General features: G+C 44.2%; 14 protein-coding genes. 3 read left to right on the top strand and 11 right to left on the bottom strand.

Going from position 1 to position 13,689, the window contains the following annotated elements:
• Positions 1-12: 12 nt before the first annotated feature.
• The 8 genes from acoB to J6600_RS04080 all read right to left on the bottom strand — a co-directional run bounded on the left by acoB (position 13) and on the right by J6600_RS04080 (position 8,143).
• Entirely contained in the window at positions 13-1,041 is a 1,029-nt protein-coding gene (gene acoB / locus J6600_RS04115; RefSeq protein ID WP_209388013.1) for an acetoin:2,6-dichlorophenolindophenol oxidoreductase subunit beta, read from the bottom strand.
• Position 1,042: 1 nt separating this feature from the next.
• Positions 1,043-2,044: an acetoin:2,6-dichlorophenolindophenol oxidoreductase subunit alpha gene (acoA, locus tag J6600_RS04110; RefSeq protein ID WP_003155540.1), complete on the bottom strand. Its 1,002-nt coding sequence runs from the start codon at positions 2,042-2,044 to the stop codon at positions 1,043-1,045.
• A 276-nt stretch (positions 2,045-2,320) separates the two neighbouring features.
• On the bottom strand, positions 2,321-2,800 hold the full coding sequence (locus J6600_RS04105) for a DUF6884 domain-containing protein (RefSeq protein WP_209388012.1): 480 nt from the start codon (positions 2,798-2,800) through the stop codon (positions 2,321-2,323).
• Positions 2,801-2,957: 157 nt separating this feature from the next.
• On the bottom strand, positions 2,958-3,941 hold the full coding sequence (locus J6600_RS04100; protein WP_115941307.1) for a tRNA dihydrouridine synthase: 984 nt from the start codon (positions 3,939-3,941) through the stop codon (positions 2,958-2,960).
• An 878-nt stretch (positions 3,942-4,819) separates the two neighbouring features.
• Complete coding sequence (locus J6600_RS04095) at positions 4,820-5,101, bottom strand: YfzA family protein (protein ID WP_088056273.1); 282 nt, start codon at positions 5,099-5,101, stop codon at positions 4,820-4,822.
• Between the two features lie 32 nt (positions 5,102-5,133).
• Entirely contained in the window at positions 5,134-5,298 is a 165-nt protein-coding gene (locus J6600_RS19790) for a class III lanthipeptide (protein ID WP_188322786.1), read from the bottom strand.
• 446 nt (positions 5,299-5,744) lie between these two features.
• Entirely contained in the window at positions 5,745-7,145 is a 1,401-nt protein-coding gene (rlmD, locus tag J6600_RS04085) for a 23S rRNA (uracil(1939)-C(5))-methyltransferase RlmD (RefSeq protein ID WP_021493862.1), read from the bottom strand.
• A 134-nt stretch (positions 7,146-7,279) separates the two neighbouring features.
• Positions 7,280-8,143, bottom strand: coding sequence for a DNA-3-methyladenine glycosylase family protein (locus J6600_RS04080; protein ID WP_209388011.1), 864 nt, complete (start codon positions 8,141-8,143; stop codon positions 7,280-7,282).
• A gap of 106 nt (positions 8,144-8,249) precedes the next feature.
• On the opposite strand from J6600_RS04080, the gene corA reads away from it, so the two are divergent.
• The 3 genes from corA to J6600_RS04065 all read left to right on the top strand — a co-directional run bounded on the left by corA (position 8,250) and on the right by J6600_RS04065 (position 10,830).
• Positions 8,250-9,209 (top strand): magnesium/cobalt transporter CorA, encoded by a 960-nt coding sequence (corA, locus tag J6600_RS04075; RefSeq protein WP_007408518.1) that lies wholly within the window; start codon positions 8,250-8,252, stop codon positions 9,207-9,209.
• A 63-nt stretch (positions 9,210-9,272) separates the two neighbouring features.
• Positions 9,273-9,920, top strand: a complete 648-nt coding sequence (locus J6600_RS04070) for a hypothetical protein (RefSeq protein ID WP_209388010.1) — start codon at positions 9,273-9,275, stop codon at positions 9,918-9,920.
• A 49-nt stretch (positions 9,921-9,969) separates the two neighbouring features.
• Positions 9,970-10,830: an NAD(P)-dependent oxidoreductase gene (locus J6600_RS04065; RefSeq protein ID WP_209388009.1), complete on the top strand. Its 861-nt coding sequence runs from the start codon at positions 9,970-9,972 to the stop codon at positions 10,828-10,830.
• Positions 10,831-10,936: 106 nt separating this feature from the next.
• On the opposite strand, the gene J6600_RS04060 is transcribed toward J6600_RS04065, so the two are convergent.
• The 3 genes from J6600_RS04060 to J6600_RS04050 all read right to left on the bottom strand — a co-directional run bounded on the left by J6600_RS04060 (position 10,937) and on the right by J6600_RS04050 (position 13,637).
• The gene (locus tag J6600_RS04060; protein WP_209388008.1) at positions 10,937-11,962 is read right to left on the bottom strand and encodes a sensor histidine kinase; all 1,026 of its coding nucleotides are present in this window, start codon (positions 11,960-11,962) and stop codon (positions 10,937-10,939) included.
• Entirely contained in the window at positions 11,952-12,665 is a 714-nt protein-coding gene (locus J6600_RS04055) for a response regulator transcription factor (protein ID WP_014417206.1), read from the bottom strand. The genes J6600_RS04060 and J6600_RS04055 overlap by 11 nt, the downstream gene beginning before the upstream one ends.
• Before the next feature lie 372 nt (positions 12,666-13,037).
• Positions 13,038-13,637, bottom strand: coding sequence for an undecaprenyl-diphosphatase (locus J6600_RS04050; protein ID WP_209388007.1), 600 nt, complete (start codon positions 13,635-13,637; stop codon positions 13,038-13,040).
• Positions 13,638-13,689: the final 52 nt, after the last annotated feature.

The following is a 13,689-nucleotide window of genomic DNA, read 5'->3' as shown; positions in this document are numbered from 1 at the left end:
TATATCCCTCCTTTAATTCATTGCCGGCTCGCCAAGCAATTCAAGCGTGACGCTGACAATTTGGTCTGGTGTCGGCAAATATTGATCTTCAAGCACCGGCGAAAACGGCACCGGTGTATGCGGCGCTGTAATCCGCTTAATCGGCGCATCAAGCAAATCAAAGCCCTTATCGGCGACAATCGCAGCAATATCCGCGGCGATGCTGCAGCGCGGATTGGCTTCGTCTATGATGATCAGCCGGTTTGTTTTTTCTAACGATGTGAAAATCGCTTCCTCATCTAAAGGAGACAGACTCCGGGGATCAAGCACCTCGGCGTCGATGCCTTTCTCAGAAAGCTGCGCAGCCGCTTCAAGCGCGGTATTGACCTGCTTGCCGACCGCAAACAGCGTGATGTCGCTGCCTTCGCGTTTGATATCCGCTTTTCCGAGCGGAATTGTATAATAATCTTCCGGCACCTCGCCCTTCATGTTGTAGGACGTTTTATCTTCAAAAAAGAATACCGGATCATTGTCTTCTATTGCCGAAAGCAGCAAACCTTTGGCGTCATATGGATTGGACGGCACAACCGTCTTCAGACCCGGGATGCTGGTGAACAGGCCATACAGCGCCTGCGAATGCTGAGCGGCTGCCCGGAACCCGGCTCCGTATGTGGTGCGGACGGTGATCGGCACTTGCGCTTTACCGCCGAACATATAGCGGAATTTCGCCCCTTGGTTGATCACTTGGTCAAAGCACGTCCCGATAAAATCGTTAAACATCAGTTCCGCAATCGGTCTCAGCCCCGTGGATGCCGCAGCCATGGCCGCACCCATGTAGCCCGCCTCAGAAATCGGTGTGTCCAGCACCCTGCTTCTGCCGAATTCCTGTACGAGCCCCTTTGTGACCCCCAGTACACCGCCCCATGCTTCATCATCTTGCAAATGATCGACCGCCGCTCCCCCGGCGACATCTTCACCGATTACAAGCACATTGTCGTCTTTTCTCATCGCAAGCTTCATTGCTTCATTGATCGCGTCCGACATGCTTATGACTCTCGCCATCTCACATTCCCCCTTTTTCATATGACACGTAGACGTCTGTCAACAGCTCTGACTCTTTCGGATATGGACTCTTTTCGCTGAACGAGACGGCTTTTTCAATCGATTCGCTGACACGCTGTTCGATGTCTGACAGTTTATTTGCATCTGTTTCTTTTAGAAGATAGTTTTTAAAGCCTTGAATGGCATCCTTTTCTTCAAGATGCTCAGTCTTTTCATCCTTTGTTTTATAAGTTTGGGCATCTCCTTCGAAATGTCCGTAGTTTCTGTAAGTCATACATTCAATCAAAGACGGGCCTCCGCCGTTTCTTGCTCTTTCTATCGCTTCCCCGGCTGCCTGATAAACCGCTAAAATATCTTTTCCGTCCACCGTGACCCCCGGCATGTTGTAGGCAGCCGCCCGATCGGCGATTGAATCACAGGCTGACGCGTACTCAAATGTCGTGGCTTCGCCGTAGCCGTTGTTTTCGGCGATGAACACGACAGGAAGGTTCCATACGGCCGCTAAGTTCAGCCCTTCATGGAAGGTCCCTTGGTTATTGGCTCCGTCCCCAAAAAAGCAAACGCTTACATTTTTAGTTTGTTTATATTTAGCCGTGAGCGCTGATCCGCATGCGAGCGTGAATCCGCCCCCGACGATTCCATTTGCGCCTAACATGCCTTTATCAAGATCCGCAATGTGCATAGAACCGCCTTTGCCTTTACACAGTCCGGTCGCTTTTCCGAATATTTCCGCCATCATGCCGTCCAGATCACAGCCTTTGGCGATACAGTGGCCATGTCCCCTGTGTGTGCTTGTAATGCTGTCGCCATCATCTAAATGAGCGCACACCCCCGCAGCTACCGCTTCTTCACCGGCATACAAATGGACGAATCCGGGAAGCACTCCTTGCGCGAAAAGTTCATGCACTTTGTCTTCAAAGCCCCTGATTTCCAGCATCTTTTGGTACATCCACAGCGCTTTCTCCTCAGTTAATGACAAGCCTTCTCGTTTTAACAATTCCATTTTGTGCGCCTCCTTCTATTTAGGGTTCACACTTATAAATGCAAGAAGCATGCCAGCCTTTGAAGCCCGTAAAATGAATGTTTTTATTTTTACAATGGAGACAGTTTGAGACAGGTGTCTCATTTTGTCTCGATCTGTTCCCTTTGTCTCGTTTTAAGGCATACAAAAAAGACCGGGCATCACCCTGTCTTTGACAATGATCGACGTATTTATTTCCTCGGAAATCTTTTAACTGCTTCATTCTTCTGCATACAGTCTAACGTGGCGTTTGAGTGGTTACACTCTTTTTTTCATATCCACTTGCTGCAGTTCATGCTTTTCTTCAACAGCCCGATTCAGCGCTTGAAGCATGTAGCCAATGCCTTTATACGATGACAAAGGCCAGGTGATATGCTGATGCTCTCCGATGACGGCGTTTAGGACGCTTCGGTATTTTTTCCCGCCAAGCATGACAAGCTCCTCGATGTCGGAGAAGCCTTTTTCATGAAATTGACGGCGCAGCTCGTCCGCTGCCATGATCTCCGGATGACCGGTTCCAAAAGTGACATCGTAATTTCCGGGAACAATATCATCCGGACGAAGGAATCCGTGCTTCGCCGACAAAATCACCCACTCATCGAAAAATGCTTTCGCATATCGCTCGCACGCCTGATGAAACGGGCTGAGATAAGCGTCTTCCGCCCTTACCGGACCTATATCTGAATGGACATCCCAAATTTTTTTCTTGCCGCAGGGGATGATGCACAGTCGTTTCATTTTTCTCTCCCCCTTTATGATGTATCTCCTATCAATGTACCATTATTCGTTTATTTCTGCATGACGAAACTGGCCATGGATCTGTCTGGGTAAAAACTGCACACAAAAAGACCCGGAATTCAAATCGAAATCCGGGCCGGATGAAGAGTTGTTTATGTCACTCTTGCTCCATCCCATCAAGATACTTTTTCTCAAAGTCATCGAGCAATGCACGCACTTCATCTGTTGACTTTGTATTCATGCATTGATTTCTTAATTCACTTGCTCCCCGGAATCCGCGGAGATATATCTTGAAAAAGCGGGGGAGCGGTTTATATGCTCGAGCTTCTGCTTTTGAATATTCATCATGAAGATCCAGATGCAATCTCAAAAGATCAAGCAATTCCTTACTGCTATGCTCTCTCGGCTCCTTTTCAAAGGCGAATGGATTGGTAAAAATGCCTCGTCCAATCATAATCCCGTCAACACCGTATTGTTCAGCGAGTTTCAAGCCGGTCTCACGGTCAGGAATATCCCCATTGATCGTCAAAAGGGTATCCGGCGCTATCTCATCACGAAGTTTCTTGATTTCCGGGATGAGCTCCCAATGCGCATCTACTTTACTCATTTCCGCTCTTGTACGCAGATGAATGGAAAGATTCGCAATGTCTTGTTTCAGTATGTGTGTCAGCCAGCCGCGCCATTCGTCTATATCCGTGTAGCCAAGTCTGGTCTTCACACTTACCGGCAGACCTCCTGCTTTCGCCGCCTGTATTAATTCGGCTGCAACTTCAGGACGGCAAATCAGGCCGCTTCCCTTTCCATTCCCCGCCACATTAGGTACAGGACAGCCCATATTGATATCCAGGCCCTTAAACCCTAATTCCGCCATCCCAATACTCATTTGGCGAAAGTTTTCAGGCTTATCTCCCCATATGTGGGCAACCATCGGCTGTTCATCCTCCGTGAAAGTCAAACGGCCGCGCACACTATCCTTCCCATCCGGGTGACAATAGCTTTCTGAGTTTGTAAACTCTGTGAAAAACACATCAGGTCTGCCTGCTTCACTCACAACATGGCGAAAAACGACATCCGTCACATCTTCCATGGGTGCCAGTACAAAAAAAGGCCGCGGTAATTCACGCCAGAAATTATCTGTCATAACAAATCCAAATCCTTTCATGATGGGATACAGCCAAACCTTTATCCCAAAATTAAAAACTGACCATGCTTCTTTTACACTTATAGCATGTGTCAGCACTTCTTATCAAACGATAGTAAATTTTGAACATTTCACTTTTTACTCGTTAAAAAGTGAAATGCAAACTGAAGTAGAACACCTTAATTGAGTTAACGTAATAGACTATCGCTATAGTTATCCCCATTTCTGATCAACTCAGTCAACTCCTTAACCTTTAATAGGTTCTGAGAGAGAAAAAAGTGTGATGATTATCTACACCTATTTTTTTTATATTGTGGTTTATTAGTAGTAGCGCTGACCTTCATCTTTCTTAGGGCCTTACTTTTGCTCTTTTTGGACAAAAAGGATTCCAACCTAAATAGAATATCATATGAGTTCTCCCTATTACCAATGCAAAATATTTGTCCTGTTATCGAAGATAAAATATTTAACGCTGCACCATATCCGTATCTCAATATCATTTGCGGAAAACGAATTTCAAGAAATAATATGATTAAGCAAAATGAGTTGGGGATGGTATGGAGTAAGAGGATGGGAAGAGAAAATAAACTCGAACTTAAAAGAATTCAAAACTTCAATCTGGACCATTTGAGATTTGCTCATGGTTAGAAATAACCAACGCAACAAGTGGCTTCTGGCTCTATACAGTATATGTACTAAGGGTCGATTGGCTTTCAAACCCTTATGTTAATATCTTTATCCAATCACCTATATATGTTTGTATAAGGTTACGATTCGGTAATCCTGATCCAGAACCAATAAAATAGACTGCTGACTAAGTGCCGCAGTCTTCATTCATAAGATTAATAAGAAAGTTTCTTTCATCATTAAATAAGGCATCAGAAGTTATTGCTTTCATTTCGAATATCCTTTGTTATACCTGTGATTATTTGTATAACAGTGAAAACCCCCAAGAAAACAGTGACAATATTAAACCATGGATTATCATAGAATGAAAGATATGTTTGAAAGAAATCCAGTTCAGCTATGTTTGCTGGGAATCCATTCATTTCTCTATAATTAGGACCCCATCCCGTTAATTCTGCAAAATTAAAATAAAGCTGTGAAACTAAAAATGCCAAAACCGTGAGAAACCAACTTTTTTTATATACTTTACCCATTTCATTATCCATTTCCTTTTCTGCAATACTTTTTAGCCAAGTGTCAATCTAACATCATTATATGATGAAGCATGATTGTCGCGATAATTACTTATTAAGGATATAACCATCGCAGGTATTACTGTAATAGTTGTTATCACTTGCGTTTCCGCCTCGGCGCTATTATTTAATTGTTGTAATGCTAATATGTTATACATTAAAGTAAGCCACCTTTGCCTTTTGCAGCTTCTACATCAGAACCTTCAAACAGTTGTTGAAGTTCCAATACATCTCTTATTCGATTCCACCTCCTTTTTATCATTTATTACAACTATTGCTAATAGTATTCTTTAAGAAAGGAGTTTACAAAATATTAACGGAAATTACAAGTATTCACGGAACTTGAACGACTTGTTATTGCTTCTGGTTCACAACAAGATCTTCATATTTTGTCTGTAATGCCGTTTCCAAACGGAAAAAAGAAAGTGTTAATAGAAAGCAGCCTGCTTGGCTGTTTTTCACTTGCTTTTCCATACGTTTTTTCAACTCTTTTTATCAGTTAAATAAAGACAAAAAACAGGTAGGACAAGGGCAAAACATGAAAAAAACCTGGAAATCGGAAATGTTTATACCGAAATCCAGGTCTGATTACGAATTGTTTATTTTAGTTAGACGATTTTAATACAAGCTTCGCCACGGCTTCCACATGAGCCGTCTGCGGAAACATATCAACAGGCTGAATATATTCGACGCGATAGTCCTTCGACAGCGTCTGCAAGTCTTTCGCCAGTGTGGAAGGATTGCAGGATACGTAGACGAAGCGTTTCGGTTTTACTTTTTTGATGGTATCTAAAAATGTTCTGTCACAGCCGGTTCTCGGCGGGTCGACGATGACCACGTCAGGGCGGAAGCCTTCTTTCGTCCATTTCGGGAGCCAGTGTTCGGCTGTTCCTGTGACATATGCCGCGTTTTTGATGCCGTGTTTTTTGGCGTTTTTCTTCGCATCGTCAATTGATTCTTTAATGACGTCCATGCCGCGGATCTCTTTTGCGCCGTTTGAAACCCACATGCCGATCGTACCGACGCCGCAATACGCGTCTACGACTTTTTCTTTTCCTGTCAGCTGAGCCGCTTGTTTCACTTCGTCATACAGCTTGACCGTCTGCTCAGGGTTGAGCTGGAAGAAGGCGCGGGCGCTCAGTTCAAAGGACACGTCACCGAGCACTTCTTGAATGGCATGGCTTCCGGCCAGCGCTTTTGTTTTGTCACCGAAAATGACGGATGTGCGCGCGCCGTTGACGTTTTGAATAATCGATTTCACTTCCGGCAGACGGTTCTGAATGGCTTTGACGATCTCGTCTTTATTCGGCAGTGTCTCTTTCGCGGTGACAAGCACGACCTGCACTTCGCCTGTTTCAAAACCGACTCTCGTCACGATGGTGCGGACATCGCCTTTTTTGGTCCGTTCGTTATAAACGGACACGTTGTGTTTTTCTAAAATACGGCGGACGATACCCGTTGTTTTGTTTGTTGCCGGATGCTGGACAATGCATTCCTTAATCGGGACGATTTTATGGGAATCAAGTCCGTATAAGCCGGCAATGATGCTGCCGCTTTGCGAGCGTCCGACTTGGAACTGGCTTTTGTTCCGGTAATTCCAAGGGTTGTCCATTCCGATCGTATCTTTAATGTTCATTTCTTCGACATTGAATCTCGTATGACGTTCCAGAGACTGAATGACGATGTCGCGTTTTTCGCGAAGCTGCTGGGTGTATGCCAGATGCTGAAGCTGACAGCCGCCGCACTGGTCGTAGACCGGGCATGGCGGCGTGACACGGTGTTCAGACGGCTTGCGGATTTTTTTGACGCGTGCTTCTGAAAATTTCGGCTGCACATTTGTCGCTTCGGCAACGACTTCTTCACCGGGCAGAGCGCCGGGAACGAAGACAACTTTTTTCTTAAAATAGCCGACGCCCTCTCCGTTAATGCCGAGACGTTTGATGGTCAGCGGAAATGTCTGTCCGATTTTCAATTCGGCAGGCGCCTTTTTTTGATGTTGATTCACGTTTTTTTCTCTCCGTTTCTATATAAAGCCTTTCTCATGGGAAAGCGGCTGATTTGAAATATCACATCTGTTCAGTATAACATGCAGCCGGCGGTTCCTTCATGTTTTTCACTGGAAGTTTCCAAAAATCCTCATCATTCAATGCTTCTCCACAAGTACAAGGACGCATAGCTTAAATACGGCGCCCATTCGCTGCTTACCTGAAGCATCAAGTCTTTTGACGGTTTATCCTCTAGGGCGAAGCGGCGTTTGACGGCGTTTTGCAGGCCGATGTCCGCCAAAGGAAACAGATTCGGGCGGCCGAGACCGAACATGAGGACGTTTTGGACGGTCCACGGGCCGATGCCTCTGATGGCGATCAGCTTTTTCATAATGTCTTCATCCGATAAATGGGTAAGTTCCGCCAGATTGAGCGCTCCTTCTGCAATCATCCGTGAAATGTCAATCGCATATTCCGCTTTTCTCATGCTGAACTGGAGCTCCCGCAAGTCCTGATACTCAAGCGCCGCGATCGTTTTCGGCTCGGGGTAGCACCAGACGCCGTTTTTTTGTTCACCGAAGGCATGGACGAACCGTTCCGTTAAGGTAAATGCGAAAGACAGGTTGAGCTGCTGGTGGATGATGCATTTCATGAGACAGTTGTAGACGTCATACTCCAAGACGAGCGGGGTTCCCGCATGCTCCTCAAAAAGCGCCGACAGATTTGTTTTTGAGAAATGATCAAGCACAGGCTGAAGCGGCTGCTCCCACTGAAAAATGTGTTTGATCCGTTCAATCATCTCCTCGCGGTCCGTTTCTCCGCTGACGAGGAAGACCGGGTCTGCGGCGGTGCCTTCCGCTTGAACCGTGATGACGGACAGTTTGCCGTCCCGTGTTCTGAGCGGCACTTTGATTGATCTTGCATGAAGATCGACCGCATTCAGCGGATCGAGCGACAGCCTTTCAAGGACTTTATCAAAATGATACGGCGGCGTGACCGAAACCGTTTCCTTCCACATATGCTCCACCCCTTTTTGTCCAAGTATATCATGAAGCGGCCGGGCGGCAATTCGTATACTTTTCTTCATAACGCCGCATGATATAATGGCAGGCGGAGGGTTGTTTATGATACATATAACCGCAATCACAACACATAATGAGATATTAGATAATATCCCCCTATCACGTACAGAACAACCGGACATCGCATGGTACTGGATTGATTTTTTCGGCGCCGAGATGCATGAAACCGAGCTGCTGCGGGATTATTTTCACTTTCATCCGCTTGCGATCGAGGATTGCTTTCAGCATATGCAGCGGCCGAAAATCGACCATTATGACGGCTACCGTTTTTATGTGCTCCACGCCTTGAACCCGGACACACTGGAAATGGAAGAGGTGGACATTTTTCAGTCCGACCGTTTCATCGTCAGCTTCCATTTGCACGAATCGCCCGGCGTCTCAAAGGTGAGAGAACGGTTTTTCGCTTCTCCGGGATTAGCCAAAAAAGGGCCCGGGCACATCACTTATATGATTATGGATCAGCTTGTCGATGAATATTTCCCCGTGCTGTACAAAATTGAAGACCGGCTGAATGAAATTGAAGACAGCAGAACCCATAAATCTTACGGCACTTTAATGAATGAAGTGTTTGAATTGCGGACTGATCTTTTGAACCTGAGACGGACGATCATTCCGATGCGCGATTTAATGTACCGGATTTTGAGCCTTGACCATGTAAAAGAAAGCCGTGAAACGAAAGCGTATTTCAGCGATATTTATGACCACCTGTTAAAACTGGCTGAGCTGATCGAGTCAAACCGTGATATGACGTCAGATTTGCGGGACAGCTATGTGACGCTGAATTCAAACCGGATGAACGCCATTATGATGACATTAACCATCGTCTCGACCATTTTTATCCCGCTGACGTTCATCGCGGGGGTTTACGGCATGAATTTCGATAACATGCCTGAGCTTCATTGGAAATACGGGTATTTTATCGTTTTGGGCGTAATGGCCGTCCTTGTGGCCGCCATGTTGTTTTGGTTCGCCCGCAAAGGCTGGTTTAATATTTTCAAGTAAGAACGGCTGCCGGCTGTTCTTTTTTTTGAGAAAACATGATAGTCTGGAAAAAAACGTAAAGAGGTGTGCGCCGTTACCATCTTTTCTCACAAAATCATTTCTTCTGTCCTTCTGGCTTTCAGTGTCATGTCCATTGCCCCGCTGTATAACGGCCGTACGGTGTCTGATTACATCTTTGAGTCGCTCGGCTATTCCTCTTGGCCGGAAGATGGAGCCCATATCTCCGTCATCCCCGGGGTCGTGCTTTACTTTGCGGCGTTAATCTGGTGTGCCGCCGCGTTCAGGCGGACGCTTCCCGCAGCGGGGCTGTTTCTGATCTTTCTCAGTATGGGGGCCGCTTCCGGTATCAGTCCCGCCACTGAATATGCCGCTTTTTCCTTAAAACAGTTCGCGCCCGAAAAAGGGGCTGTCGAATATTTGAAGCACCGCAGCGAATGCAGTCATCTGGTTGAGCGAAAAAGAGCGGGCATGAGCTGCACGCTTTATATCAATCATTACGGAAAAGGGGAACAAACCATTTCTGTCACCCCGGATTTATCAGAAAACATAAAGGACGTCACATTCAAATCAAAAACATTCACTGTAAAACCCCGTTCAAAAACAATCATTAAAACGCGGTTTACCGGATTTTATAAGGGGAAAGCCGCCTCAGACTCCGGATGGTCTTCCGAACCTGAACTGAAAGTGGCAATCCTGTACACAGCAGATTAACCATTTGCATGTATAATGGTGGAAAACTTTTCATTGGAGGGACTGTGAAATGAAGATCGCCATCGTCGGACTCGGCAATATGGGCCGCCCCATCGCCGAAAATATCATGAAAGCCGGATACAGTCTGACTGTATATAACCGGACGAAAGAAAAAGCGGCTGACCTGCTGGATAAAGGGGCCGAATATGCCGAAACGCCCCGCCAGGCAGCTGAACATGCGGATATCGTGCTGTCAATGCTGTCAGACGATGAAGCCGTAACAGACGTGACTTTCGGAGCTTGCGGCATTATTGCCGGGTTATCTGAAAACGGCATTCATATTTCAATGAGCACGATCAGTACGGCGCTGTCAGAACAGCTTTCCGCCGCACATTCGGGCAGAGGGCAGTCCTTTATTGCCGCTCCCGTCCTCGGCCGTCCCGATGCCGCTGAGAAGGCCGAACTCCGCATCATCACAGCCGGACCGGCAGAAGCGAAGAAAAAGGCCGAACCGCTGCTTAACATCCTGAGTCAGCAAGTATTTGACACTGGTGAAGAAACAAAAACGTCCAATGCCGCGAAAATCAGCGTCAATTTCTTGCTCGTGTCCATGCTGGAGGCGTTATCTGAATCATTCTTAATGATGGAGAAGTACGGGTTAGAACAAAAACAATTTTTAGAAATCGCCGGCGCGCTCTTTGGCTCTCCCGTCTATCAAAATTACGGCACGATCATGGCTGAGGAGAAATTTGAGCCGGCCGGTTTCAAAATGTCTTTAGGGCTGAAGGATACCAATCTGGCGCTCGCCGCCGCTGAACAGGTTTCCGCAAAACTCCCTCTTGCCGAGCTGGCCAAGAGCCATTTTGAAAGCGGGATCGCACAAGGCTTCGGGGATCTGGATTGGGCTGCACTGATTAAATGTATCAAATAAGCAGTGAAAACCTCTCCCGTTTAGAAAAAAATGAAACCAATGTGTTCTCTTACACATTGGTTTCTTGGCTATTATAAGCGTCTGTTTCTCTTTGTAATCATTCCATTCATGTCCGTATTAATTTTATTTTTCCAAATGCAATGCCGAATGTTGTTTTTATATAAGGGGTGCTGTCAACCCATATTTTCCCTTGATTCTTCTCAATTAATGCTTTGGCAATTGAGAGTCCTAAACCGCTTCCCGAGTATCCTGAGCTTCTGGACTGGTCTCCCCTGTACATCCTCTCAAATACCTTCTCTGATTCTGTTTTTGGTATCCCCGGCCCCCTATCCCAGATCAGTAGTTTACATTCTTTATCATTCTCTATAATTTCTATGCCAAGAACTTTTCCTTCTTTTCCGTAAAGGATGGCATTCTTCAATATATTACCAATGATTCTGATGATACTCAAGCGATCCGCCATAATAAGACACTTTCTTTCCGGGATATTTATTTTAAGCTCTAATTCATTTCTTTTTATCTCCGGCAAGTATTCAATCAATAACTCTCTGGTTATTTCAGAAAGGTCAATAATATCCGGCTGCATCGGCATTTCATCTGCATCCAGTTTAGCCATGTTAAATATTTCATCAATTAACTGCTTTAAATGATTCGACTTCTTTGAAACAATGTTTACGTATTCCTTCTTTTCTTCTTCCGAGGCTGCAATATCATCTTTCAACGCATCTAAATACCCTATAATCGATGTAAGCGGTGTACGAATATCGTGTGATATGCTTGATAACAGACTTTTTCTGGCTGCATGCGTTTGAATCGTTTCAACCTGTATTTTCTCTAACTTCTCGATCAATTCGTTTATTGAAAAAACCATTTCATTAAATATCGGAGCCCCATTAGCAAATATTCTTGTCGTTAAGTTCCCATTTAATGTCCGCTTAACCGCATGGATCATTTGAATGAGCTCATTGTTGAATTTACAGTAAATTGTAATAAGGATTACAGACAAACCGATCAGCAGACCATAGACAACCAATTTAACAGTGTTAAGCTCTTGGTGCTGCCAGTCATATAAACAATTGAGGCAAATCAGTGTAATCTGCAGAAACATAAGATATATGATTTTACGACTCATCTTTCTCACCTGCAAATTTGTATCCTATTCCCCAAACTGTTTGTATAAATTGAGGATTAGATGGGTCTTTTTCTATTTTTTTTCTCAGCTTTCTTATGTGAACCATCACGGTATTGTCATCTTCTAAGTAATGATTGCCCCAAACATTCCGAAACAACTGAGCCTTCGTAAATACCTGTTCCGGATTGGAAGCCATAAATTTCAGCAGCTCTAGCTCTTTTGCGGTTAATGATATTTCTTCACCTGCGACGCATACGATATATCTTTTCACATCAATTGATAAACCTTTATATTTCAGCAGCGGCTTCTCTTCTGTTCCGCTGCCGCTCCCTAAAATGAAAAACCTTCTCATCAGAGCCTTAATTCTGGCCACAACCTCGTTTACGCTAAAAGGTTTTGTAATATAATCATCTGCTCCTATACTCAACCCTACAATTTTGTCAGCTTCATGGTCCTTTGCAGTAAGCATAAGTATTGGCACATTGGTTTTTTCTCTTAGTTTTCTGCATACTTCAATCCCATCCATTTTTGGCATCATGAGATCCAATATTACGAGGTGATAAGTATTTTGTTCAAATAATGCCAAAGCTTCCTGTCCATCCTTTGCAACATCTGCTAAATAAAGTTCCCGTTCAATGTATTTTTTTAATAAATCTCTGATCACTTTTTCATCATCAGCGATAAGGACACGAATTTCTTTCACTTCATGACACCTGCCTTCATATTTTTTGTATTTATGTAAGTAACAGTGGGTATTCATTATTACATGATATGCAATCTATCATATAATCTTTTAGCCAATTTTCAGTATTTTATATAAACACAGGTGTATTCAAATTGTCGGCTTATGAAAATTGTAATGCTCAGCTTCCAAATATAACTTTGACACAAACGTCATGATATTTAAAGAGTAAGCCCTAATTCCAACAAGATCAGTATTTCGATTATGTTTTTATGTCGGGAATTTGTCCCCTATCCGCTAAATTATTGCCTGTTGATCAATCATCAATATGAGTTTTTTGTTTGTGCTCGAACGAACAAAAACACCTGGTTCATACAGGTGTTTCTCATCTGCCTAAAAATCTTTAGACCTCTCTTTTCGAGGTAAAATATACCCTTCGCCCTTTTCATAAATAGTTAGAACTTTTTTAGTCAATGCAAGCCTTGGTACAATCCAATACGATAACACAGCTGATATAATTCCAAAAAGAGCTCCTGCAGCAACATCGAAAGGATAGTGTACACCTACCCATATGCGTGAAACAGCTACACTAAGCGCAAGTATGATCCAGATCCAGCCTGTTTTTTTATATACAAGCCAAAAAGAAAATGAGATAGAAAAGAATAGGATGGTGTGATCGCTTGGAAATGAATTATCCACCGCATGATCTACCAGTTTGTTAACATTTGAAAGAACTGCAAATGGTTGATTATTGGAATAGAGTTGACCGGCAATTTTCCCGATCATCTCTGCTATAATGAATGCCACTCCCGCCTGTATGACCATCATCCTGTTTTTGTCATTTCGGGTAAACCAGAAAACAAGCATAACGAGTGCTAAAATAAACACTGCATATTCAGCAAGTATGATCATTGCCGGATTTAGAAATGGAAATTCTTTACCCAAATCGTTCACAGCACGAAAAGCGGCAATATTCTGCTCTGATAAAGACATTTATATCATCCTCCTATTTAAAAATCTCATTTATACATGTAAGTGATTTGTG

The sequence above is a fragment of the Bacillus sp. LJBV19 genome (assembly GCF_017797845.1).
Classification (GTDB): domain Bacteria; phylum Bacillota; class Bacilli; order Bacillales; family Bacillaceae; genus Bacillus; species Bacillus velezensis.
Note: the sequence above shows the minus strand (reverse complement) of the source record. Positions and strands in the feature narration are given on the sequence as shown.